Origin of the sequence: Pseudoalteromonas luteoviolacea NCIMB 1944 (genome assembly GCF_001625565.1) — a bacterium.
In the GTDB taxonomy this organism is placed as follows: domain Bacteria; phylum Pseudomonadota; class Gammaproteobacteria; order Enterobacterales; family Alteromonadaceae; genus Pseudoalteromonas; species Pseudoalteromonas luteoviolacea_F.
The window spans coordinates 1-24,322 of the sequence record NZ_AUXS01000035.1 but is presented as its reverse complement, the minus strand read 5'-3'; the positions used below and the strand labels follow the sequence as shown (position 1 = coordinate 24,322).

The following is a 24,322-nucleotide window of genomic DNA, read 5'->3' as shown; positions in this document are numbered from 1 at the left end:
AAAGCTTATAACCGATACGTAGTTATCTTATGCAAAACGACGCTCTTCACCTGCTTTGTAAGAAGAAACCAAGTTCAGTGACGTTTTTAGTATTTTCGTCCATAAACACTGGACCCTGAAACAAGTTCAGGGTGACAGAAGTGCTCAAAAAATGTACTCACTGCGTTCGCCGTCACGACCCCATTGCACCATACCGTCATCCCGGACTGGCTCCGGGATCCATGTAAAGCTTATAACCGATACGTAGTTATCTTACGCAAAACGACGCTCTTCATCTTGCCTTGTAAGAAGAAACCAAGTTCAGTGACATTTTTTGGTATTTTCGTCCATAAACACTGGAGCCTGAAACAAGTTCAGGGTGACAGAGGTTCTCTAATGAACAATAAAATTTCCCCTGCGCAACACGTAAAACTCAGCGCCAGCTAAAACCGCTCACTTAACCTTGCGCAAAAGTAACATTGCTCCACAATGTTACTTTTGTGCCCTACTTGATAATTATCTGTTTTTAAAGCAAACTCATCCTACCTCTTTATAAATATAAGGAAAGAGTATGGATACTGAGTTGTTTTCCTTTGCATTTAATCTGTTTTTGTTTATTGGTGTTGTTATTGCACTCAAAGATCGCGGTCAGATCAAAGAGCTCATGAAAAAGGTCACACACCTTCAAAAAATTATCGACTTTCAAACAACACAAATTGATAAGCTTAAGCAGGCGTTGCATGAGTCTTCTTCAGCGCCTCCCTCCACTGTTCAGCAAACAACACAAATAGAATCAACAAAGCCTGATACAGTGCAAGTGCAAATTGGTGGGGTGGATCAGTCACAATTATCTAAACCTGCTAAACCAACGGTCAAAAACCAATTTACACTGCCCGAATTTAACTTAGATACCCTGCTAAAAGGCAATGGTATTTTTTGGTTGGGCGCACTTATTTTATCTATTGGCGGTGTATTTCTCGCTAACTATTCCATCGAAGCTGGTCTGTTACCACCGGGTGTTAGGGTTATTTTAGGTGCACTATTTGGCTGTGCCTTGGTGGCGGGCGCCGAAGTGCTCAACCGCTTTAAAACCAAACTTAACGTCAATACCCCGTATATTTCCGCGGCACTCGCAAGCGGTGGAGTGATCACCTGTTTTGCCATGGTGCTGGTATCGTTTAACCACTATGACTTTATTCCTGCCAATCTTGCATTTGTTTTTTTGGCCATCATTGCATTGGGTGCCACATATTTAGCGCTGCGCTTTGGCCCTGTATTGGCAGGAATTGGTATCATCGGAGCTTACGCTGTCCCCGCGCTTGTCTCTACTGGGTCTAATAACGTAGGAGCATTGTTGTTATACGTGTCTTTTGTATCATTATCTGCGGTTTGGGTTGCCGATTATGTAAAACAAAAATGGGTTTGGTGGCAAAGCTTCGTAGGTAATTCCATTTGGTTTATTGGAGCCATTTTTTTCGCCGATAAAAACGACTTTGCAGTTGTTTTGCTATTTACCGTGGCGTCGCTGTACTTGTACGTATTATCACACCTTTTAGGCTGGCGACTCAATTTGGGTATGCATACACCGCTTTCAATCAAAGCGCTACTTATGCCAAGACGAGAGCAAGTGGCGACTTTAATCACTCTATTCTTGTTCGCCATGTATCTCACCATCAACCCAGCTTTCAGCCACTTGACCATCGCAGCTTTAGTTGTGGCAGTCATCGCAATTGGCGCTGCTTATAAACACAGTGCACTAGATACTTGGCCTTATTTAGCATTGTTTTTTGCACTTTACATGTTTAGCTTGATGACCGACAAAATTGAGTATGACAATATTCTCTACCCTTTTACTGGCAAATATTTGTTCGTTCAACTTGCTGTTATATTGGGTGTGGCATTTAGCGTTGTCATGGTCAAGCGCGACACCCAACGTGTAGCGTATCTACTGCTACTTGTTTTGGTCCCCCTCAGTCTTTTTGGTGTTAGCTACATCGAGTTACCGCTGCAAAGTGATGCAATTTTGTATCCTTTGTGGGCGTTTGAACTGCTGCTTATTGCCGCAGCTGCATCTTTGACAGCGATGAAATCGCCCATACCTTTACAAAGGGTCACCTACCTCATCTTGGCAAACACCATGTTGACATTATGTTTTACCATGTTGTTATCAGCCAGTACGCTTACGCTCGCCATTGCGGCGCAGGTAGCCTCTATGAGTTATTTGAGCTGGAAATACAAAGTAGAGATCCCTGATTGGCTGTATAAAGCAGCATTGTTAGTTGTTGTTACACGTTTGTCCGTGTCACCTTGGATTGCCGATTATAAAAATGAGGCGATATTGGGAGTTCATTGGACACTCATTGTATACCCAATAACTCTAGGACTAGTTTGGTTTGCCGCAAAATACAACCCTGCCAAGTCATTGAATGCGTGGTTTACCGGGGTATTTATTCATTTATGTGCACTGCTCGTGACCACTGAGACTAGCTATTTCTTGATTGGTGACTACCCTAACTTTGCGCACCTATCGTACCAAGAAGCAACCGTACTATCTCTTAATTGGTTGATATTGGCAGGCGTTTATTTCTGGCGAAGCCAACTCAAAACAAGCCTACAAAAGCTGTATGTAGTTGGCGGCGCAGTGCTACTGGCTGGTAGCGCTCTGATCCACTTAAATATATCGTTATTCGAAAGTCCTTATTTTATTGCTGAGCACATTGGCAGCGGTGTTGTAAACTGGCTTTGGCTGCAGTGGCTTACGCCTGCGCTTTGTCTATATGGCTTTATTCATTTTAAGCTCATCGCAAAACAGTTTTATCGTGTTGTATATGTGATTATGGCGTTGCTTGGATTTATGTTTATCAACGGTGAAATCCGCACGCTCTTTGGTGATGGGTTTATATATTGGCAGCAAGGTATGTCTGAAACCGAGTTATATACTTATTCCATTGTATGGCTATTGATTTCAACTGCAACTATTTTTGTAGCCCAACATTTGGGTCACAAGCAACTCACCAGCATAGGATTCATTGGTCTAGCCATGGTAATTTTAAAGGCCTTTATGATCGATATGTCTAACCTTGAAGGTTTACTAAGAGCACTGTCGTTTATTGGTTTAGGTTTATGTTTGGTTGGGGTTGGCTGGCTTTTCCAAAAAATGCAGCGCAAACCTTCATTGTCAACGCAAAGCAAAGAGGCGTAATTCCTGTATATCAAGCGAGTGCCCACCACTCGCTTGTCCTTCACTATGGCAACTATGAGCCCCAATTATTGATACTTGGCAAGACTTCAGAAAAACCTTGGTCATACAAATCAACAACGCTCTCAAAGCCATATTTCGGCTCCCAGTCCAATAGTTTTTGTGCTAATGATGAGTCATAAACTCTATCTAACCCTTTGGGTAACAACCACCCACGCTGTTCAAACACCGACACCAATTTTGGTGATCGTACACGTAAAACGGCCTCGCAATCATTAAATAATTGCTCGCAGCAGCTGGGATCAAACTGTGTTTTGCCCGACACAATAAAACGATTAAAGCCTGGCAGTGCTTTTTCAATGGCGTTGTAGTGCGCTGAGGCCACATCTCGGTAATCAACTCCTCGGCTGAGTCGGTACAGCGCCATTTGCTCAACTGGCTCAGGAAAGCATCTCGACATTTGTAGCACTGTTACGGGGAAAGCAAGCTCATTGCTTATTGTTTCAAGTGCTTTTTCCGCGGCAATTTTAGTATGGTGATAGATGGTTTTAGGAAAAGGTTTTGTCTGCTCTGTCACCCACCCAGCTCTGCCATTGGGCGTCGATGCATGGCCATATAACGCAGTTGTGCTGGTAAACACTAGTTGCTTGACGCCGTTGGCGATTGCAAACTTTGCTAACTTAATGGTCGCAGTAACATTCACCTCATTAAATATTTCATCGCTTACATGGCTAATATGCGGCGCGTGCAATGCCGCGGTATGCACAACCACATCAACACCTTTAAGCGCCTGCTGTAAAAGCGTTTCATTGCGAATATCACCAACGAAATCTGCAGTTGAACAAGGTGTGCAGTCTAAACCCACCACGTTATACTTGTGTGCTAGGTGAATATAAATGGCTCGACCAACGCGCCCTGCGGAGCCTGTAACTAAAACCTTCATATGCCGCTCAGTATTAATATCATTGTTTTTATTGTAACAAATGAAAAAGGGCCTTTAAATCAGCCCTTGGGAGTGACTCAACAAAGTAGCTTTGAAGATTAGTTTAAGTTCTTTTTCTTAGTGACTTTGTCCGTATGGCCAAGTATACGGATTGACCAATTAGTGAATGTGCCCGGTTTGGTATTATTCTCGATGGTGTAGCGGCTGCGTGGTTGGCCAAACGGGTCGGTGACAATCGTGCGCTGTTGATCATTCATATCCGTAATATGTAGCTTCCATGTGCCAACAGATCTTTCATCCCAGAATTTATAACTGAGTAGTTTATGATCATCATAACCAAGCAGGCTCTTTTCAGATGGCGCGATATAATCTGTGTTTTGTCCAACCAGATTATTATTTGGCGACATCAATATACTGCGAGTGCCACTTGGTGATTCTAGCTCAACTTTTAAATCAGTAATACGGCCATGCTCTGCACTTAAACGTACTTGCACGCCCTCAATAAACATATCTTCAGTCACTTCAATTTCTGAGGTGGTTGTATGTGTAATATCTTCTAAAATGGGCTTGCTAAAGGTGTCGTGCTCGCCAAACCATTTGGTTTTTACAAAGTCTGCCGGTAGATTTTCAACGGCATAACGGCGAATAAGCTCTGCAGCTTTATCAACATCGACTAGGCCAAAGCCATAATAAGGCGAAAACTCAACCCCTGCGGCATTACTAGACCAGCCTTCCAATGCCACCACATTAGACAACTTAATGTCTTCCATATCTCGGTTTACTTTGGTTGCCGTATTGGCCAGTAAGTGCCTGATATCTCTTGCGGTCAGGTTGTGACCTTGCTGCTCAGCTGCCGACATGAGCAACGCCACTGCACCTGTTACATTTGCTGCCGCAGACGATGTGCCATTTACGCTAAAATAATAATCTTGCGGACCTGTACATGCCTGTTGTTGGCCTTGATATTTCTGGTGCCAATCACAGCTTAATGTCGTTGTTACCATACCTGGTGTGTTTCGATCTGCTCCCGCCGGCGCTGTAACAAAGATATTACTGCCCACAGTAGAGCTATTGGTTAACCTGCCATCAGCACTCACGCCACTGACATTAATTTTCCAAAAACTGGTTAAATGGCCGCTATTTGCATTGTGAAATGGGAGACCGCCATTATTTATTGCATGGTGATATCCCGGCGTATCTATGCCATTAGGACCATACGCATTTATTAATGTCTGGTAGTGGCCGTTGCCCGCAGCCTGAACAAAAAGTGCGGTGCGTTTGTCTTGCTCTGTTGATAATGTGATGCGCTCCATCACCTCGTCTCTGAGCCTAAAGTTAACCATCTGAATGGTTTCGCCAGTATCAGGATCCGTGGTTGTATAAGCATAGTTATACGGCGTGCTATGCACAGGAGTTACCCCAAAGCTGGTATTAAAAACACGAGAGTTTTGCGCAATCGAGGTTTTGCCATTTTGCAGCCCAATGCCACGATGATAAGCCCACTGCTCATGACGGCTCATGTATGAGCCCAATCTATTGTGCACAATGACGTCTGCTTCAGGGGCAACACCTCTGATCCCAACATCGTTTTGCACAGCTGCGATCAAGCCAGCCATGTATGTGCCATGTGCTGATGCCCAGGGTTCTGTTGAATCAATACTGGGGTCAAAAATTAAGTTGTCGATCAAATCCGTATGAAGCTCGTCTACACCTGTGTCAATTAGGGATATTTGCACGCCTTGGCCTTTATGCCCCCAAAGGTGCGATTGCCACAAGTTCAAGTCGTGCCCTGCAACTGTATTATCAAGACTACCATCGTTGAGTAAATTCCATTGTAGAGATAAGTAGGGATCTCCATTTGGGTCTAACCAGCGGTGTTCATAAAGGCGATCTGTTGCACTTGCATTGACTTGGCAGGATAGCAAAATTGCTAAACTAATTGGAGCAAACTTATATTTCATAGCATTTTCCTTTCTTTTACTGATAATGCTAGAAACGCCGTTAAGATATAAAGATAACGATGAAATTTATTATCTATTAGTTTAATAAGTAACAAAACATTTATTTATGATTGAATGTAAAATACACATTTTAAAATAATTAAAAATATTAATTTAAATCAATAACTAGCAACTTATATTTGACATTTAGACAGAAGGAAGTTAATAAATAACCTTCATAAATATACATAAAAAATATGAAGGTTATTTATAAATATGTGTATTACACACCAAGTAAGCTGTTCAGTGCTGAGTGCACTTGCATCTTGGCTTTTTCTTCAGAATAAGGCGTGACAGCCAACAGCGGAAAATCAAGACGTTGTTTTAACGTCTCTAGGTTCGCGTCATACTCTGCCATATTTGGGTCAATTTGATTGGCAATCCAGCCAACACATTTTGCCCCTGACGCCTCAATGGCTTGGGCTGTTAAAAAGGCATGGTTTAAGCAACCTAACTTCATACCAACCACAAGGATAACGGGTAGGTTTTGCTCTGCAACCCAAGTGGATAAAAAGTCTGTATCATTGATTGGCAATGCCCAACCACCTGCACCTTCAACCATGGTAAACTCAGCACCTAGCGTAGACACATCAGCCAGTTTGTTGGTTAAATCCTGTTTTGAAATATGCACATCTACGCGGCTCGCCGCGATATGCGGTGCAATCGGTGGCGCAAAGCAAAACGGATTTATTTGCTCATAGGTACCGTGCACATTAGCCGCTTCCATTAAGGTCAAGGCATCTTCGTTGACCAGCTCGCCAAACGCCTCTTCGGCACCGGCTGCTATAGGTTTAAAACCTAATGCCTTTTTCTTCTTAGATACCAAATATTTTAGTAATAAACTGGTGACATAGGTCTTGCCGACTTCTGTATCTGTTCCTGTGATAAAAAACTGGCTCATCTTTTTAATAACTCCAAAAATGCCACTTCATAACTAACATGGGCAAAACCGTCTACTAGCGGGTACGAAGCGAGCAAAGACTGATAGCTTTTTTTGCCAACTAAACCACGGCGTGCATCCGTGTTGTTGAGCTGGTTTGCACCAATACTCTTTACTGACTTTAACGCTTCTCGTGGTGTATCGTAAATATCCACTAAACAGCGTTTACTCATCGAACGGATCGAAAACCCAGCTTGCCTTGCAATCTGCAGTATGTCTTCAAATGGCGTGAATTGGTTTACATGGCAATGACCATCTACACCTTGCCAAGCTTTGGCAATTTCGCGCAAAGAACCATCAATGACAATGGATAAATGTGCACTACCACCAGCCTTTAACACGGTATTCAAACGGTTAAATAAAGTCGGCAAGTCACTGCTCCACTGCATCGCAAAATTACTAAACACACATTCCACAGATTCAGCTTGCAAAGGCAGTGCATCCATATCTGCGCACACTTTCATTGCAGATGCTGGCCCTTGCTTTAACATCTCTTCACTCAGATCCAAAGCCACTAAAGTATCGCACTTTTGAGATAGCACACCATGATGTTGCATTGGCCCGGCCCCCAAATCCAACATAGTATTGTAGCGGCGGTTTAAACTTGCAAACAGGATTTCGGCAGAGCGCTGTTGCACGTTGGCGTGCTTGATATATTGAGCAGACGCGCGTGAAAACTTATCTGCAATATTCAGTTTTAGCATCGCACTCATATTACCTCCTTGAGGCATTCAACCAAGTATTCGATGTCAACTTGCTGGTGTGCTGCGGTGAGCGTCACTCGTAATCTAGCAGTATTGTGTGGCACCGTTGGCGGCCTAATTGCAGTCAGCCAAATACCTTTTTGTGCAAGGCTTTGCTGCGCATTCAATGTGCTCTGCGCATCGCCCAAAACAACGGGTTGAATTGCACTATTAGAAGCTTGAACAGGAATACCCGCTTCAGTACATAGCATTTTAAACTGGGCAATATGCTCGTGCAGTGTGTCCCGCGCGTCATAGCTGTCGCATAAACGCGACAACTGCGTCGATGCAATCTCTGCTAAGGCCGGTGACATAGCTGTTGAATAGGTATATTCACGGTTAAACTGCACCATGTAATCAATCACCCTCTCACTAGACAACACTGCAGCACCTTGACAGCCCATCGCTTTGCCGAACGTGATCACCAGTATGTCAGGCTTCACACCTGACTCGACAGAGCCCAAGCCATGTTCACCACACACTCCAAAGCTATGAGCGTCGTCGATCATTAACCAGGCGTTGTGCGTATCAGACAAAGATTTCAGCTCTTGTAAAGGTGCACCATCGCCATCCATAGAAAAAATGCCTTCACTGACAATTAGCTTATTTTGCACTCTCGTTTTTTCAAGCCGAGCGCGCAAATGGCTTGTATCGTTGTGGTTAAATCGCACCAATTTGGCACTACTATTTAAACCACCATCGATGAGGCTGGCATGATTGAGCTTATCTTGAAACATAGCACTGTCTTGGCCAGCTTTATTATCATGAAATAAAGTGCTGAGCACACTAAAATTAGCGCCAAAGCCACTGGCAAATAGCATGGCTCGCTCGTAGCCAAGCAAATTACATAATTTGGCCTCTAGCAGTCGGTGAGTACGCTGATATCCAGTAACTAGTGCAGAGCTTTTGCTGCCGCCGACAAAGTCACCGGATACAGCTTGATCTGCAAGCGCTAAATAATCATTACTGGCAAAGTTTAAGTACTGCTGCCCATCAACTTGGATATGACGAGCAGAAACTTTATCTATGCAGATACGGCGACGCTGCAGCGCGTCACGTGCTTTGTCTTCTAGCGCTTGATCTATAAATTCAAACGCCATTTATTTTGCTTCGTAGAATAGCTCTGACGTTGCTTTATCTGCAATTGCAGAGTTTAAAGACGCTTCATACGCTTCATCGGAGTAATCTTCACGCGTCTCTGGCTTCATACCTAACTTTTTCAGTAGGTTCATATCCGCATCTGCTTCTGGGTTTTCGGTCGTTAGTAGTTTATCACCATAGAAAATCGAGTTTGCGCCAGCAAAGAAACACATTGACTGCATTTGCTCATTCATTGCTGTACGACCAGCTGATAAACGCACATAGCTCTCTGGCATCATAATACGCGCCACAGCAATAGTACGGATAAACTCAAAATGATCTAAATCTTCCACATCTTCAAGTGGCGTACCTGCAACTTTTACTAGCATGTTGATTGGTACACTTTCAGGCTGTTTTGGTAAATTTGCTAACTGCATTAATAAACCGTAACGGTCAGCTGCTTGCTCACCCATGCCTACGATACCACCAGAACAAACCTTCATGCCTGCATCGCGTACATGATCTATGGTATTTAGTCGGTCTGCGTATGTACGTGTTGTGATAATCTGCTCGTAATATTCAGGCGAGGTATCTAGGTTATGATTGTAATAATCAAGACCAGCATTTCTTAATGCATGTGCTTTTTGGTTGTCTAGCTTACCTAACGTCATACAAGTTTCTAGACCAAGTGCGCTAACTTCTTTAACCATTTTTTCAATGTATGGCATGTCTCTGTCTTTAGGATCTGACCAAGCTGCGCCCATACAAAAACGGGTTGCGCCTTTTTCTTTAGCTAGTTTTGCTTGGTTAACAACCTTTTCAACTTCCATCAGTCTTTCTCTTTCTAGGTCTGTTTTGTAATGACCTGACTGCGGACAGTATTTACAATCTTCTGGACATGCGCCTGTTTTGATCGACAGAAGAGTTGAGATCTGGACTTCATTTTGTTTGAAATTTTTGCGGTGTACACTCGCAGCATAAAAAAGTAAATCGTTGAAAGGCATTTCAAATAATGCTTTTACTTCTGCGTGTTTCCAATCGTGACGAACGATGCCATATTCCATAACTTAATCTCTTCTTTTTCTGGTTTTTTTCGCCAGATAATTTGACGGTGATTGGCTTAGTCTACTTCTTGCTTTAGTATTGTCAACGAGTGATGAGCAAACAAGGTTTACAAATGAACAAAAATCAACCGATCGATCTCGATTTTGACAAGCAGCATATTTGGCACCCCTACACATCGATGATTGATCCACTGCCAGTTTACCCAGTGACACACACAGACAAAAACCGAATCTTCCTAGAAACTGGCGAATCGTTGATCGATGGCATGGCATCATGGTGGAGCGCTTTACACGGATACAACCACCCCAAACTGGTAAAAGCTATGACTGAGCAAGCTAGCCAAATGAGCCATGTGATGTTTGGCGGTATTACCCATGCACCTGCTGTGAACCTTTGTAAAAAGCTCGTCGAAATCACACCTGAGCCTCTGCAGCGCGTGTTTTTAGCCGATAGCGGTTCTGTGAGCGTTGAAGTGGCTATTAAAATGGCTTTGCAGTACTGGCTGAGTCAAGGACGACAGTCTAAAAACAAATTAATGACAGCTAAAAAAGGTTATCATGGTGATACCTTTGCTGCCATGAGTGTCTGCGATCCAGTCAACTCGATGCACAGCATGTATCAAGGTTTTTTGCCTGAGCATGTCTTTGTGGAAGCACCAAAGTCTAAATTCAATGCACATCAAGAAGAGGCAGAACTCGCCACCTTGGAACAAGCATTTGCAGAGCATCATACCGAACTGGCAGCATTTATAATCGAGCCGATTGTGCAAAACGCCGGTGGTATGAACTTTTACAATCCCGCGTATTTGAAAAAGCTTCGCGCACTGTGCGACCAATACGATGTGCTGCTGATCCTCGACGAAATAGCCACTGGATTTGGCCGAACAGGCAAAATGTTTGCCTGTGAACACGCAGATATCTCACCGGATATATTGTGTGTAGGTAAAGCACTCACCGGCGGTTGCATGACTTTATCCGCCACACTCACCACAGATAAAGTGGCATTGGGAATTAGCCAAGGCGAGGCAAAAGTGTTGATGCACGGCCCGACATTTATGGGCAACCCGCTAGCTTGTGCTACTGCAATTGCAAGTCTTGAGTTGCTTGAACAAACAGACTGGCAAGCAAATGTCGAAAGAGTATACCAAGCCATGCAAAGCTTGCATCGATGCGAGACACTTGATGCTGTAAAAGAAGTCCGGACTCTTGGTGCCATTGGTGTGGTCGAATTATTCGAAACCGTTGATGTGGCAAAAATCCAAAAGTTCTTCATTCAAAAAGGCATGTGGATCCGTCCATTTGGAAAATTAATCTATATTATGCCTCCATATATCACGTCAGATGAAGACATTGGGCATCTAAGCAACGGTATTTACCAAGCTATCGAGCTAAAAGCGTATTAAAATCGTGCTGTACCAGCACACTTTGTTGGATGCGCTGGTACAAAATATTTGCTAGGTGATTATTGTTCAAGCAAGTCTGTATATATTCCAACCACATACGATGAAAAGTATCATTTTTTCAGAATGTTTGACGAATTGTACCTGAAATTACTTCAGCTTTTTGATACAATACGCCTCTTATTTTTAATAATCTAGCAAGCTGAGAAGTAGTAAGTATGCAACAATCCGTCCAATTGCAGCCGGCAGAGGCCTATCAGCCACCTCGCTTTACTGTGTATCAACACCGTCAAATTGATAAAATCGAACAGCTCGATAAGCTACCTGAGCATCTTCGTTTTCAAATGAAGGTCGTTGCTAACGTTTTCCCATTTCGTGTAAATAATTACGTTATTGACGAACTGATTGATTGGGACAAGGTACCTAATGATCCAGTATTCCAGCTCACATTCCCTCAGCGCGGCATGCTTGACGATGAGTCTTATGATGAAATGGCTGCTTTATTAAAGCGCGATCACACACCAGAAGAGGTGTTCGAGCTAGCAACCAAACTAAGACAAAAGCTTAATCCACATCCAGCAGGTCAAATGGACAAAAACGTACCGTCTTTTGAAGGCGAAAACGTCGCTGGTGTTCAACACAAGTATAAAGAAACTGTGTTGTTTTTCCCTGCGCAAGGCCAATACTGCCACTCATACTGTACTTTCTGTTTCCGTTGGGCACAATTTGTTGGTAAGGCAACGCGTTTCAACAATAACGATGAAGAGCTACTGCACAGATATCTTGAAGAGCACACTGAAGTTACCGACCTACTTATGACTGGTGGCGATCCTATGGTAATGCGTACTGTTAAATTACGTAAATACCTAGAGGCACTTAAAGAGCCAAGATTTGATCATGTCCGCACAATCCGCATTGGTACTAAGTCTTTAACTTTCTGGCCTTTCAGATACGTAACAGATCCAGATGCAAAAGACTTACTCGCACTTATCAAAGAGCTTGTTGATGCGGGCAAGCATGTATCGTTCATGGCACACGTTAACCACAAACAAGAGCTACGCACTGATGTAGCCAAAGAAGCGATTAAGCTTATCCGTAAAACAGGTGCGCAAATCAGAACGCAAGCGCCTTTACTTAACCACTTAAATACAGATCCAAATATGTGGGCTGAGATGTGGAAAGAGCAAACGCAAATGGGCATGATCCCTTATTACATGTTCATTGAACGTGATACAGGTGCAAAACGCTACTTTGAACTACCACTTCACAAAACGTGGGAAATCTTCAAAGATGCATATAAGCAAGTATCAGGTGTAAGCCGCACGGTTCGAGGCCCTTCTATGAGTGCAGGCCCAGGTAAAGTTGAAATTTCAGGCGTTACTGAAATTAACGGCGAAAAAGTATTTGCACTGCGCTTTATCCAAGCACGTAATCCTGAGTGGGTACAACGTCCATTCTTTGCGAAGTTTGACGAGAACGCACACTGGCTAGATGACTTAAAACCAGCATTTGGCGAAGAAAAATTCTTCTGGCAAGAAGAATACGAAGCGATGTAACGCAGAAAAAAGCCGACTTTAAAGTCGGCTTTTTACCATTCAAACATATGTGCCATTTTACTTATGGTTTTTAATGCAACGCCATGTTGGTTTCGCTTGGCATATAGATGCTGCATTGATTTATCTTTAACCTCTCCCACGATCACCTCTTTAACTTGGTAACCCATTGCATGTGCAGCACTGACGTAAGCGATAAATTCCCACTTTTTAATGTTGGTATTATCAAGAATAACCAGAGGTATACCTTCAGCCATTGCATTTATAAAACGTGCAATGTTCAGGTTGTGAAACTGAGGTAGTTTGGCCTTATTAAACTCATAATGGCCTTGTTCGTCTGTGAAATAATCATCGGTAGAGCAAATGGTATACCTTGATTCATCACCCGAGACAAGTTCATCGGCCAATGTGTGTGCATAGTGTGTTTTGCCTGAGCCCGGCAACCCTCTAAGAATAAAAGCTTGTTTCATTTAGTGAAAATTCATTCCGACTATTTTTATTTATAACCGAGCTATAATGCCATAAAAATGTGCCGTCGCACAGTCTTCTATACCCCGTAAAACAAAGTGATAAGTCAAATATTGGTCGCAATCGTCAAATTTTTTTGAAATAGCGTCATTTGGTAGTTTTTTTATGTAGCCATCAGAGGTAAGATAACGATCACGTGACTCCAAACACAACAAGCAAATTGCGTTAAAAAACCGAGTCACAACAGAATTTGCGCTCAGTGCATTGAAATCTGCGCTGATGCGCATATATAGACAAAAACAAGCTGGGCACTTTTAGCCCTTTTTACAAATCATTTTGGAGTAAAGATGAGCCACATAGCGATAACGGAGCTACTAGCAGGCACCGTTGCGGTAGACAGCCAAGTTACAATCAAAGGCTGGATCCGTACACGACGCGATTCAAAAGCGGGTATTTCATTCCTTGCCGTCCACGACGGTTCTTGTTTCGACCCTATTCAAGCAGTAGTACCTAATTCGCTTAATAATTATGAAGAAGTAACGAGCCTAACTGCTGGTTGCTCTGTGGCTGTAACAGGTGTGCTTGTTGAATCACAAGGTAAAGGCCAAAGCTTCGAGCTACAGGCTAACTCTGTAGAAGTACTTGGTTGGGTAGAAAATCCAGACACATACCCTATGGCTGCAAAGCGCCACTCAATCGAATATCTTCGTGAGCATGCACACCTTCGTCCTCGTACGAATGTAATTGGCGCGGTAACACGTGTTCGCAACTGTTTATCACAAGCGATTCACAGATTCTTCCACGAGCAAGGTTACATGTGGATCAGTACACCTATTATCACTGCCAGTGACTGTGAAGGTGCAGGTGAAATGTTCCGTGTATCTACTTTAGATATGAACAACCTACCTCGTACGGACAAAGGCGACGTTGACTACAATGAAGACTTCTTCGGTAAAGAAGCCTTCCTTACTGTATCTGGTCAGCTAAACGGTGAAACTTACGCAAGTGCGATGTCAAAGATCTATACCTTTGGCCCAACATTCCGTGCTGAAAACTCAAATACATCACGTCACCTAGCTGAGTTCTGGATGGTAGAGCCAGAAGTTGCATTTGCTGATCTAGATGATGTTGCAAACTTAGCAGAGAGCATGTTGAAGTATGTGTTTAAAGCAGTATTAGAAGAGCGCCGTGATGACATGGAGTTCTTCGCTCAACGTATTAACAAAGAAGCAATTTCTCGCCTTGAAAACTTTGTAGATAAAGATTTTGCTCAAGTAGACTACACAGATGCAATCGACATCTTAAAAGCCTCTGGTAAAAAGTTCGAATTTGACGTTGAGTGGGGTGTAGACCTTCAGTCAGAGCATGAACGCTACCTAGCTGAAGAACACTTTAAAGCACCTGTGGTAATCAAGAACTACCCGCGTGATATTAAAGCATTCTACATGCGTCAAAACGAAGATGGCAAAACTGTCGCTGCAATGGACGTTGTTGCACCTGGTATCGGCGAAATTATCGGTGGTTCTCAGCGTGAAGAGCGTTTAGACGTACTTGATGCGCGTTTAGAAGAAATGGGCTTAGACAAAGAAGACTACAGCTGGTACAGAGACCTTCGTAAATACGGTACTGTGCCACACTCAGGCTTCGGTCTGGGCTTTGAGCGCCTAGTTGCATACGTTACTGGTATGGCAAACGTTCGTGACGTTATTGCATTCCCGCGCACTAAAGGCAGCGCGACTTACTAAACTAACCTAGTTTAAAAATGAAAGCCCCGTTTTTACGGGGCTTTTTTGTTTCCACGCTTTGCTCGTTGATGAACAATAGTTTGTTGTGATTTTTCTTTTGCTTGCACACAACTTAAAATGGATTCTGAGGCAAGCTCAGAATGACGGAGGTATGTATACAACAAACACATTGTGTTAAACCACCAGCGGAGTTATCACCAGTTTCAAAATGAGCACAAAGACTATATGGATTCTGAAGCAAGCTCAGCATGACGGAGGTATGTATATAACAAACACATTGTGTTAAACCGCCAGCGGAGTTATCACCAGTTTCAAAATGAGCACAAAGACTATATGGATTCTGAGACAAGCTCAGCATGACGGAGGTATGTATACAACAAACACGTTGTGTTAAACCGCCAGCGGAGTTATCACCAGTTTCAAAATGAGCACAAAGACTATATGGATTCTGAGGCAAGAATAGAATGACTGGCGTTTTAATGCACCAAAATGCTCAGAATGACGAAGAGGAATAAGCCCTCGTCACTCTGAACTTGATTCAGAGCCCAATTTCTTAGGTTAAACCACTAACGTTTACGTATTATGGCAAGAGTTCCAATTGTAAAACCCATTTTGCCTATTAATTGTTCAATACGTAAGTCTTACATGCACCAAGATCTGTATAGCGATGTGCATGGCCTAAAGTTTGAGGTGCCACACCGTGCAATGGGCCGCCATTTACCTTCCAGTTTTTCCCTTCAAAGCTCACTACATCACCAGCACTATAAACGCTCGGGTAAGGCTGCCACTGCTGTGCACATGGTTGACACTTCGGTAGCTCTTTGGCGATTACATCCAATAGCTTGTAGTCTTCGTCGCGTGAGTCTTGGTGTAGCTCCCAAATAAAAATTCCGGGATAACCGTTTTCTGATACAAAATCTGTTTTCGTCTTCAGTAACTCAGGTGTTTCCCAAAAATGCACATAGTTATCTAGCTCGTAAAAGCCTTGATTGTAATCAATGCCCTCTCCTTTAACGATAACATCGACTATTTCTCTGGCTGTAAGTGTTTTCACAGGTCCACTTACCACGGGGAAAGATTTATTGTAAAAAGGGATCCCAAGGCTCGTCTTCGCTACTTCATATTTCGTTATCATACTTTGACTCCAAGGTGCTGGATGCACCAGTCCACCATGGATATACTCCCATGCAGCATGGTGATTTTTAGGAGAACCGCCCCAACCGCCAGTGTAGTCATAAGCCATAAAACGAATAATATCTGCATATTCATCCAGATCTTTATGGAAGTTGATCCCTGACCAACCACCGGCCTGAACATCTACTGAGACCTCCAAATGCTGAGGTAACTTTTCACGTAGTTCTTTAACTAAGTTTAACAAGTAAGCACTCTCAATCGGGTTTGGCTGGTTATATGTACTCCAGTCTTCCCAATCAACATCAATACCATCTAGCTGATGCAGCTCAGCGTACGCAACTAAATTGTCAACCAGGTTGCTTCTGGCCTGCGCATCCATAGATAAGAAGTCTACCCCTGCTCCACCAACAGACAACATTACGCCTGTATTGTTTGCATGCGCATGCTCCACGATATCATCAATATAACGATCAGCTTCAGTGGTATCCATGGTGCCATCAGAATGAGGGTAGGCAAAAGCCACTATAATATGCGTAAGCTGTTCGGTCGCAAGATCACTTACGTCAAGCTCTCCACCTGCGGGGTAATCCCAAGTCGAGTAAAAACCTTCGACTCTAGGGCACGACTCTGCACTGACAGCACTTGTTGCTATGGAACCAATACATGCGACAGTCAATGCCGCGATGCAATTTCGTTTAAACATAACCTTCTCCATGTTGTTAAAATATGTATCCTTACTTTAAGTAACACGAATAACCCTTATAGAGTATTGAATATTTTTACGGTAAATATGTACCTTTTTTATTAGGCTTATATTGTTAAAAACAACATATAAAATGACTTAGTGCTGTCGCTTTTGAACCAAAAAAACCACAATCATCTAATGCTTTGTATTAAATGCATGATTTTTCATCACCGTTGCGACAACTTTAAACACATCGATCCAAGCTTGTCTCAACTCCGAGTTCCAATCGCTACCCAGCCCTTTTTTCAGGGTATAAAGCAATGCATTTCCAACAAGTGTGAAATGCTCTGGTTTAACGCCATAGTTGACGTGCCGCTCGGCCAGTTTTTGCAGCACAGGGACCAATGCGTCTAAATCGTCTAAAGAATTGACGGCAACTTTTAAAGTCGCCATTAACTTTTGACCTTGGCTTTTCATGCTATTTTTAAATAATGATTTAAGTGATGGGTCATATTCGAACAGTGTTGTATAAAAAATATCAGCCGCTTGCTCTGAAATAGGCTCAACTTTTACAAAACTTGCTTGTACTAACTGTTTTTGTCTCTGTGATATGCTCATATTAACATCCGAGATTTATGGCTCTGTTAACAACTCTAGACCGTATAGCTCAATCTGGCTAATAATACGTATTATCACAATAAAATTGGTTATTCCCCCGCTTCAACAAACACTTTAAATCATGAAAAAAAATCAAGCTAATCATTAGTCATCGATGAGTTCATCGTTTTTCGATTAGACACAGTCCTCTGTAAGACATCAAGCCATGAACAAACAACAACAAAACGTTTCTATGAATTTACACAACAGCGCCGACAAATTCTAATTGTACATATAAATGTATGTAAATCAGCGTGATTACCACTCCTCTTTTTTTCACAGTTTTAATACCACAATCTGATTAAGTAGAATTTGAAGTCCAAAATTGAAACCAATCACTGCAGAGTAAAAATATACTCGCGAAGACATCAAACCAAATAACTCTGCTGTAGCGAACTTAGCGGCTAAACTCTTTTGTCTCTCTCGCAAGGCAATTACGTATGTGCCATACGAATCTGCAAACTTGCATATCGAAATTTATACTTTTTTACTTTTGTTTGACGTTTTTATTGGCTGTCTAAGAACAAAAAATTTGTCATTCAGTAAAACAGGGATCAGCAGTCATTAGAGGAGGAAGTGATAGAGGCTGCGAAGAATTACATCACAGCCTGCGTAATTACATCACTATTTTTTTCTAGAATAAAAATTAGCGAATATGAAATCGCGCTCTTCAATGCTTGCATGACAATTTGAACACATTTGCTTTATCATTGGTTCACTGCCTTTCCCAGCTAAAACAATATTGCCTTCTTTATCAAATTGAACGTATTCCCAATCCCCAAACCCTTTAGAATAGCCTTTTTCTCGTTTAATCATCATCGTAATAGTCAGGGCATCATGGGGCGCTCCAGAAACCGATGAAAAGTTCTCCTTCAAAACAATGGTGCCAGGGCTATAAACCTTAAAGTTTGGCTCAGCAATTTCGTCTTCATCCTCTTCTTCTTCATCATAATCTTGATAATATCTTAAATATTCTAGATAGTTTTGCTCATATACTTTCGCATCTTGATTAAGAAAAACGACAATAAACTGCTGCCAGTGAAGTCCTGAGTGCTCAAAACCCGTCATACGATGCCACTTGGTTCGGTAATCTTTTAAAGCAGCTTTGTATTTATCAGGTATTTTAAACGGGTACACGTTAAACGGATCTGCCGATACAGTAAAAGAATGTAAGCTGAGTAACACACACAGCAATTGTATAATACGTGTCATTGATGGCTCCCTAATTTAGAGCAAGCTTTAATGTCGCACGCTTTTTGCCTTTATACATCACATCAACGCTCGTTTCTTGTCCCTTTGCCAACTTTAGTTCGACGGGATCGTATTTTGGGATTTGGAGCACAAATTCAGTATGAGAACCAACGTCTAGTTTAATTGGGTATACCTTTTGTTTTTTGGTAAAAGGCAGCACCTGATAGGCATCAGAGTTTACATTTGCAATATAGCTGCGCATTTTAGGATGAATTTTACAACCAATTCTGGTTAGCGTATTTTCGGACCAATCAGCTGACACCTTTGTTGTCTGTCCATGGTTCATAAGCCCTACGTCAAATTTGACGCCTGAGTTCGGGTCATTAGCAAAAATATTATGTTGAAATTCATCGGAATTTTTAAACGTAATCTCTCCACTTTTTCCAATCACTACCGCTTTTTTATCGAACACTTTATTGGACTGATCCAACTCTGCAGAACTTGGTCCTTTGCCACCTTTAGCATAGACTAAACCGACAAATGAAGGGCGTTTAACAAACTCTAACTCCCCCGTTAATACCGCTGCTTCGGCAGAAAATATCGAACATAGCCCTATACTTATTAACATATATTTTTTCATGGCCACTCCTTAGTTTGGTAATTTGGGACGGGTGATAACAACCGGATCTGTTAAAGCCGCCATAAATGCAATGAGATCCGCTTTTTCCTGTGGATTTAAATTAAGCGGCACGATCAAAGGGCTAACATTTTTCACGTTTACCGCCCCTTTGTCATAGTGTTCAACAACTTCTTCTAGGCTGGCTAAAGAGCCATCGTGCATATATGGTGCACTCATGATGATGTTTCTAAGCCCTGGAGTTTTAAAAGCGCCTTTTAGCTTACTATTTGGGTCAACGGCAAATCGACCATCGTCATTGTCTTCAATGCCGATATTGTGAAAACTGTCATCAGTAAAGTTTGCGCCGTCATGACACTTGACACATCTTGCTTTACCGACAAACAGTTTGAGTCCTCTAATTGCTGAATGCGACATCGCCTCTCTTTGACCAGCGAGATATTTATCAAATGCCGAGTCGTCACTAATTATAGTCATTTCAAACGCGGCAATTGCGCGACCAATGTTTTCGAACGTTAAGGCTCCATATACCTCTTTAAATTCTTTTTTGTAAAACGGTACTTTTTCTAACCTTTGTAACGCTTCTTTAGGTGTCATTTGCATTTCAACATCAGAAACTATCGGCCCTAAAGCTTGTTCTTCAAGACTTTTTGCCCTACCGTCCCAGAAAAAGATAGCAGACCAAGCTAGGTTATATAGGTGTGGCGCGTTACGCCCCAAAATATCTCCTCCGCTTCCAATGCCTTTTGCTAAACCGTCACTAAAGCCCAACTCTGGGTTGTGACATGTCGCACATGACTGATTTTGATGTTTTGACAATCTGTTATCAAAAAATAGCATTTTACCGAGGTTTACTTCCCTCTCGCTGGGCTCTTCATCATCGATGTACTCTATGTCATCAATATCCGGCGTTGCCAAATTACCATATGCGGGTGAATCCACCGCCCACGCTCCCGAACAAAGCGTCAGAGCACAAGAGAATAAAAGCCATTTGTTACAATCCATTACCAGCCCCCAAGTAATCAATAATCATTTGTAAATATTTAGATATAAACTTTGACCTTACCGAAGGATTGACTATATTTTTCAATAAATCAAAAAATTAGTAGCTTTTAATAAAAGTTTATTAAATCCAAGGAATTAGGTACAAACACCAAAGTACCTTGCTACTAAAATAAATCAGAGCTCATAACAAAATATGAAAATTTCTCGTTTCGTTCCAGGCATTGCTGCGCAGATGTTACTGGCTTTTGGTGTGATTACATCACTGGGCATTTTTAGTAACTATTTTGTTTACTTGAGCACAGGTACATTGGCCAGCAACTTCACTCAAGTATCCTCAGTGTCGATCCCACTGGTGAATGTCAATTCTGATCTAAAAATGAAAATCCTCGATTCATTAATCGCACTTGAAGAGCAAATTATTACAGGTAGTAACGTGCAAGCACGTAATATTGCAGTTGCGAGAAGAGAGAATGCATGGGAAGACATTGAGCGAAACTTTACACAATTGAGCCAACTCGCGAATCAGACTGGGTTTAGCGAGGATAAGCTACGCGTGATTCAATCTAATCTAAAGCGGCTCAAGCAAGAGCAACAAGTTACTTCCAACATCGCAAACACGCTTGAGAATGAGCCTGCGGTTAAACTACTGGTGACACAGGCTATCCCGCTTGCTGAGTCCATGGTGCAGTTACTAGCACAAATGATCGAAATTGAAAGTGAACAAGACTTGGATGAAGACCGCATTGAGCTGTTCAAATTGTTAGTCGATTCTGAAGTCAGTTTCGCCACTGCCATTTCAGAGTTACGGGCTTTTTTATTGACTCGCGAACAAAAGAACATCGATGGATTTGATCAAGCTTGGTTTAAAAATAGTGATGCATTTGTATCTATCCTAGATGACTTCGAAGACTTATTTACCGATGAGCAATTAGACTATTGGAGTTCGTACAGTGAAGAGCGGGAAAAACTCGCGCCTATCACTATACTAGCCTTTGAAAAACAAGCTAGTGAAGAAGCCAATTTTGCCACCCACCACCTCAGTACAACGATAAAGCCACTAACTGAAACTATTTTCAGTGAGTTGCAAGAAATGAACGAGCACGTTGAGTTTGTCACTAAGCAAGGGATTGATGACACCCAACATGCGCTCTCCAATATGCTAGTTGTCCTTGCGATCAGTTCTATCCTCACTATCTTAATAGCCAGTGTGATCAGCGTGATGTTCAGCAGCAAGCTCAAAAACCGAGTTAAGTCTTTGTTGACAAGAGCGAAAAATATCTCTGTGGGAGATTTTAAAACACAACAATCGTATTTTGTTATTCGTTCTGATGATGAGCTAAACCAACTGTCGGAAAGTTTTAACCACATGACGCTCTCTTTATCCTCAACCATTGCGACAGTAAGACGCCAATCTAGACAAGTTGGCCACTCAGCACACCAGGTGGCTGCAATTGCAACAGAAATAAGCACTGTTGCCAAAAATGAGAACGCAAGTTATTCAGAAGTAATGCGCGTAATAGAGTCCTTTATGGACTTGTTAGTTGAATCTGGACAAGCCATAGAACAAAGCCAAGTAGTGCTAGAGCAAGCCAAAACAGAAGCGGACACAGGTATACAAGCAGTCGAGAGTAACCTTAGTGAAATGGCAAAAACAGTTGAAGTCGTAACGCTTGCTTCCGAAGGTGTTGAAGAGCTCAAAGCTGCGAGCGAAGAAATCGAATCTGTGACTGACGCCATCTCTACTGTCGCAGATCAAACTGCACTGATAGCGCTCAATGCCGCAATTGAAGCTGCAAGAGCTGGTGAACAAGGCAGAGGTTTTGCCGTAGTTGCTGACGAAGTAAGAAATTTGGCACAGAGAACTGCCAACTCTACAGACGAAATTAGAACTGTGATCTCTCAGTTGACTAACAAAGTGGGCGATGTGATCAGGTTAATGTCGGATATAATTCATCAAGTTGATGTCAGTAAGATGCGTTCAGATGAAAGCGGCCAAGCACTTAGAGCGATGACAAGCACGATTGATTCTATTATTTCTGCCAATGACCAAATTGCTCAGCGATCTAATGAACAAAGTAATCAGATGCACGAAATGCAACACAAACTACAGCACCTATTCTCATCATTGCAGCAAAACGCTGAGAAAGCGCAGATGGTTTCCATGATTGGGGCCGATTTGTATCAGACATCTGAACTTGTGAACAACCTAATGGATAGTTTCCATTTTGACGAAGATAAAGATGCCATTAAAAAGCGCCATGAAAAAAGGCGTTCAGACAGATTGGAAGCAAAAATTAAGATCCAGCTCATCGCCCAAGACATATCGTACTCTACCATCACACGGGAATTAAGCTGTGTTGGCTGTGGTGTCACACTTAGTAAACAATTGAATCAAGAGTTAGACATTGACGCAAATTTAACTTTGGTAATGTATCTCCCTAAAAAGAATTACAAAGAGTATATGGATCAAACTCCTATGAAGATATCAGCACGTGTGGTAAGGAAAGAGGAAAAGAACCAAGAATATACTTACTACGGTATGGAATTTATAGTTGAAAATGAAGAGAGACGTGGCACTTTGTCGGAACTATATGAGTTCTTTGACCAGTAATAATAGAATAAGTATGCTCAGTGGTTACTGAGCATACTGCTTTTCAAGACAACCTAACTTATAGGATCTCTAGAAGCTCAACATCAAAGATAAGTGTTGAGTAAGGTGCGATTGATGCGCCAGCACCACGCTCACCGTATGCTAGGTCGTGTGGAATGTATAGACGTAGTTTAGAGCCAGCAGTCATAAGCTGTAGTGCTTCAGTCCAGCCTTTGATCACGCCATTTACAGGGAATTCAGCAGGCTGACCACGGTCGTATGAGCTATCAAATACAGTGCCGTTGATTAAAGTACCGTGGTAATGAACACGTACTGTTGAATCGGCAGAAGGCTTGTCACCCTCACCTGTAGTGATAACTTCGTACTGAAGACCAGACTCAGTTACAGTTACTTCAGCGCGCTTTGCATTTTCTTCTAAGAAAGTAGTGCCTTCAGCAGCTAGTACTTTTGCTTCTTCTTCACGACGAGCTTGGATTTCGCTATTGATCTTTTCGAAAGCAGCTTGGATCTCTGGGATCTCAACGCGGAACTCACCGCCAGTGTATGCGTCTTTCATACCTTCAAAAACTGCATTTAAGTCTAGACCTTCGAAAGGGTTAGCTTTTAATTGCTCGCCCATCTGTAGACCAATACCGTAGCTCGCTTTACCAGCGTCTGTGTTGAATAAATCTGACATATAAATTCACTTTATTTATCATTTTAAAAGGACGCGCAGTTTAGCACAGAGAAAGGATAACTTATAGGGCGCAAAGAAAATACACGCCCTATAAACTACTTATCATGAGTTAGTATCAAACTTTTTTGATTTTAGTTCTTTAACTAAGAATGTCGCAAATGGAAGAGATAACACTAAACCTATAACCAGCTCATTACTGTAACCGGCAAGTTTGTCGCCAAAAAAGATCCCAAAACCAATCACACCAAATAATGAAATAACAATTGATGCTAAAAATGGCCATAGCTTTTCATACTTCGTAATGAGATGTCCAATCAGGGCATTAAATAAAAAAGTATATAACAGTGTTTGCCAAAGTGTGGGTTCAGACTGGCCATCAATTGACATAATCACTGCCATTTGCAGACCACTTAAATAGAAAAAACTAAAGACAATCCATAACGAGCAATGTTTTACAACATCTTGGGCCATTGAACTCTCCTAACGAAAAAAACCGCCGTTAGGCGGTTTTGGGAATGAGGTGGCGGAGAGATAGGGATTTGAACCCTAGATACGCTATTAACGTATGCCGGTTTTCAAGACCGGTGCTTTCAACCACTCAGCCATCTCTCC

Annotated in this window: 19 protein-coding genes and 1 tRNA gene; 5 read left to right on the top strand and 15 right to left on the bottom strand. The window is 42.2% G+C overall.

Translation table 11 applies throughout. The features are described 5' to 3' along the window. Positions 1-550: 550 nt before the first annotated feature. Positions 551-3,181 (top strand): DUF2339 domain-containing protein, encoded by a 2,631-nt coding sequence (locus N483_RS13055; RefSeq protein WP_023401734.1) that lies wholly within the window; start codon positions 551-553, stop codon positions 3,179-3,181. A gap of 52 nt (positions 3,182-3,233) precedes the next feature. On the opposite strand, the gene N483_RS13050 is transcribed toward N483_RS13055, so the two are convergent. From N483_RS13050 to bioB, 6 genes are all read right to left on the bottom strand, one after another. Continuing rightward, positions 3,234-4,121, bottom strand: a complete 888-nt coding sequence (locus tag N483_RS13050) for an NAD-dependent epimerase/dehydratase family protein (RefSeq protein ID WP_023401733.1) — start codon at positions 4,119-4,121, stop codon at positions 3,234-3,236. A 98-nt stretch (positions 4,122-4,219) separates the two neighbouring features. Beyond that, complete coding sequence (locus N483_RS13045) at positions 4,220-6,082, bottom strand: S8 family serine peptidase (protein ID WP_023401732.1); 1,863 nt, start codon at positions 6,080-6,082, stop codon at positions 4,220-4,222. Positions 6,083-6,344: 262 nt separating this feature from the next. After that, on the bottom strand, positions 6,345-7,022 hold the full coding sequence (gene bioD, locus N483_RS13040) for a dethiobiotin synthase (RefSeq protein WP_023401731.1): 678 nt from the start codon (positions 7,020-7,022) through the stop codon (positions 6,345-6,347). Then, positions 7,019-7,774: a methyltransferase domain-containing protein gene (locus N483_RS13035; RefSeq protein ID WP_023401730.1), complete on the bottom strand. Its 756-nt coding sequence runs from the start codon at positions 7,772-7,774 to the stop codon at positions 7,019-7,021. Before N483_RS13035 ends, bioD begins: the two co-directional genes overlap by 4 nt. Further along, on the bottom strand, positions 7,771-8,904 hold the full coding sequence (locus N483_RS13030) for an aminotransferase class I/II-fold pyridoxal phosphate-dependent enzyme (RefSeq protein WP_023401729.1): 1,134 nt from the start codon (positions 8,902-8,904) through the stop codon (positions 7,771-7,773). Before N483_RS13030 ends, N483_RS13035 begins: the two co-directional genes overlap by 4 nt. Further along, positions 8,905-9,948 carry a biotin synthase BioB gene (bioB, locus tag N483_RS13025; RefSeq protein WP_023401728.1) on the bottom strand — a complete coding sequence of 348 codons (1,044 nt, stop codon included), beginning with the start codon at positions 9,946-9,948 and terminating at the stop codon, positions 8,905-8,907. A gap of 113 nt (positions 9,949-10,061) precedes the next feature. Between bioB and bioA the strand changes: the two genes are divergently transcribed. Next, the gene (gene bioA / locus N483_RS13020) at positions 10,062-11,351 is read left to right on the top strand and encodes an adenosylmethionine--8-amino-7-oxononanoate transaminase (RefSeq protein WP_023401727.1); all 1,290 of its coding nucleotides are present in this window, start codon (positions 10,062-10,064) and stop codon (positions 11,349-11,351) included. A 215-nt stretch (positions 11,352-11,566) separates the two neighbouring features. Next, positions 11,567-12,904 (top strand): KamA family radical SAM protein, encoded by a 1,338-nt coding sequence (locus N483_RS13015; RefSeq protein WP_023401726.1) that lies wholly within the window; start codon positions 11,567-11,569, stop codon positions 12,902-12,904. 32 nt (positions 12,905-12,936) lie between these two features. Here N483_RS13015 and N483_RS13010 read toward each other — a convergent pair whose 3' ends face one another. Beyond that, positions 12,937-13,371, bottom strand: coding sequence for an AAA family ATPase (locus tag N483_RS13010; protein ID WP_023401725.1), 435 nt, complete (start codon positions 13,369-13,371; stop codon positions 12,937-12,939). A gap of 345 nt (positions 13,372-13,716) precedes the next feature. Here N483_RS13010 and asnS point away from each other — a divergent pair, with 345 nt between their 5' ends. Further along, a complete protein-coding gene (gene asnS / locus N483_RS13000; RefSeq protein WP_023401723.1) occupies positions 13,717-15,114 on the top strand; it encodes an asparagine--tRNA ligase in 1,398 nt (465 codons plus the stop codon). Between the two features lie 619 nt (positions 15,115-15,733). Here the strand turns inward: asnS and N483_RS12995 are convergent. The 5 genes from N483_RS12995 to N483_RS12975 form a co-directional block, all read right to left on the bottom strand. After that, on the bottom strand, positions 15,734-16,951 hold the full coding sequence (locus N483_RS12995) for a glycoside hydrolase family 18 protein (RefSeq protein WP_023401722.1): 1,218 nt from the start codon (positions 16,949-16,951) through the stop codon (positions 15,734-15,736). A gap of 177 nt (positions 16,952-17,128) precedes the next feature. Then, complete coding sequence (locus N483_RS12990; protein WP_023401721.1) at positions 17,129-17,551, bottom strand: globin family protein; 423 nt, start codon at positions 17,549-17,551, stop codon at positions 17,129-17,131. 663 nt (positions 17,552-18,214) lie between these two features. Continuing rightward, positions 18,215-18,802 (bottom strand): cytochrome P460 family protein, encoded by a 588-nt coding sequence (locus N483_RS12985; protein ID WP_023401720.1) that lies wholly within the window; start codon positions 18,800-18,802, stop codon positions 18,215-18,217. A 10-nt stretch (positions 18,803-18,812) separates the two neighbouring features. Continuing rightward, positions 18,813-19,421 (bottom strand): hypothetical protein, encoded by a 609-nt coding sequence (locus N483_RS12980; RefSeq protein WP_023401719.1) that lies wholly within the window; start codon positions 19,419-19,421, stop codon positions 18,813-18,815. Between the two features lie 9 nt (positions 19,422-19,430). Continuing rightward, a complete protein-coding gene (locus N483_RS12975) occupies positions 19,431-20,360 on the bottom strand; it encodes a cytochrome-c peroxidase (RefSeq protein ID WP_172642431.1) in 930 nt (309 codons plus the stop codon). A gap of 256 nt (positions 20,361-20,616) precedes the next feature. Between N483_RS12975 and N483_RS12970 the strand changes: the two genes are divergently transcribed. Next, entirely contained in the window at positions 20,617-23,034 is a 2,418-nt protein-coding gene (locus tag N483_RS12970) for a methyl-accepting chemotaxis protein (protein ID WP_023401717.1), read from the top strand. 58 nt (positions 23,035-23,092) lie between these two features. Here N483_RS12970 and N483_RS12965 read toward each other — a convergent pair whose 3' ends face one another. The 3 genes from N483_RS12965 to N483_RS12955 all read right to left on the bottom strand — a co-directional run bounded on the left by N483_RS12965 (position 23,093) and on the right by N483_RS12955 (position 24,322). Continuing rightward, the gene (locus tag N483_RS12965) at positions 23,093-23,710 is read right to left on the bottom strand and encodes an FKBP-type peptidyl-prolyl cis-trans isomerase (protein WP_023401716.1); all 618 of its coding nucleotides are present in this window, start codon (positions 23,708-23,710) and stop codon (positions 23,093-23,095) included. A gap of 102 nt (positions 23,711-23,812) precedes the next feature. After that, positions 23,813-24,181 carry a hypothetical protein gene (locus tag N483_RS12960; protein ID WP_023401715.1) on the bottom strand — a complete coding sequence of 123 codons (369 nt, stop codon included), beginning with the start codon at positions 24,179-24,181 and terminating at the stop codon, positions 23,813-23,815. Positions 24,182-24,231: 50 nt separating this feature from the next. Further along, a tRNA-Ser gene (locus N483_RS12955) sits at positions 24,232-24,322 on the bottom strand.

What these genes read in the sequence shown, in the direction of transcription:
- N483_RS13055 (WP_023401734.1), top strand. Translation starts at nt 551, where the DNA reads ATGGATACTGAGTTGTTTTCCTTTGCATTTAATCTGTTTTTGTTTATT.
- N483_RS13050 (WP_023401733.1), bottom strand. Translation starts at nt 4,121, where the DNA reads ATGAAGGTTTTAGTTACAGGCTCCGCAGGGCGCGTTGGTCGAGCCATT.
- N483_RS13045 (WP_023401732.1), bottom strand. Translation starts at nt 6,082, where the DNA reads ATGAAATATAAGTTTGCTCCAATTAGTTTAGCAATTTTGCTATCCTGC.
- bioD (WP_023401731.1), bottom strand. Translation starts at nt 7,022, where the DNA reads ATGAGCCAGTTTTTTATCACAGGAACAGATACAGAAGTCGGCAAGACC.
- N483_RS13035 (WP_023401730.1), bottom strand. Translation starts at nt 7,774, where the DNA reads ATGAGTGCGATGCTAAAACTGAATATTGCAGATAAGTTTTCACGCGCG.
- N483_RS13030 (WP_023401729.1), bottom strand. Translation starts at nt 8,904, where the DNA reads ATGGCGTTTGAATTTATAGATCAAGCGCTAGAAGACAAAGCACGTGAC.
- bioB (WP_023401728.1), bottom strand. Translation starts at nt 9,948, where the DNA reads ATGGAATATGGCATCGTTCGTCACGATTGGAAACACGCAGAAGTAAAA.
- bioA (WP_023401727.1), top strand. Translation starts at nt 10,062, where the DNA reads ATGAACAAAAATCAACCGATCGATCTCGATTTTGACAAGCAGCATATT.
- N483_RS13015 (WP_023401726.1), top strand. Translation starts at nt 11,567, where the DNA reads ATGCAACAATCCGTCCAATTGCAGCCGGCAGAGGCCTATCAGCCACCT.
- N483_RS13010 (WP_023401725.1), bottom strand. Translation starts at nt 13,371, where the DNA reads ATGAAACAAGCTTTTATTCTTAGAGGGTTGCCGGGCTCAGGCAAAACA.
- asnS (WP_023401723.1), top strand. Translation starts at nt 13,717, where the DNA reads ATGAGCCACATAGCGATAACGGAGCTACTAGCAGGCACCGTTGCGGTA.
- N483_RS12995 (WP_023401722.1), bottom strand. Translation starts at nt 16,951, where the DNA reads ATGTTTAAACGAAATTGCATCGCGGCATTGACTGTCGCATGTATTGGT.
- N483_RS12990 (WP_023401721.1), bottom strand. Translation starts at nt 17,551, where the DNA reads ATGAGCATATCACAGAGACAAAAACAGTTAGTACAAGCAAGTTTTGTA.
- N483_RS12985 (WP_023401720.1), bottom strand. Translation starts at nt 18,802, where the DNA reads ATGACACGTATTATACAATTGCTGTGTGTGTTACTCAGCTTACATTCT.
- N483_RS12980 (WP_023401719.1), bottom strand. Translation starts at nt 19,421, where the DNA reads ATGAAAAAATATATGTTAATAAGTATAGGGCTATGTTCGATATTTTCT.
- N483_RS12970 (WP_023401717.1), top strand. Translation starts at nt 20,617, where the DNA reads ATGAAAATTTCTCGTTTCGTTCCAGGCATTGCTGCGCAGATGTTACTG.
- N483_RS12965 (WP_023401716.1), bottom strand. Translation starts at nt 23,710, where the DNA reads ATGTCAGATTTATTCAACACAGACGCTGGTAAAGCGAGCTACGGTATT.
- N483_RS12960 (WP_023401715.1), bottom strand. Translation starts at nt 24,181, where the DNA reads ATGGCCCAAGATGTTGTAAAACATTGCTCGTTATGGATTGTCTTTAGT.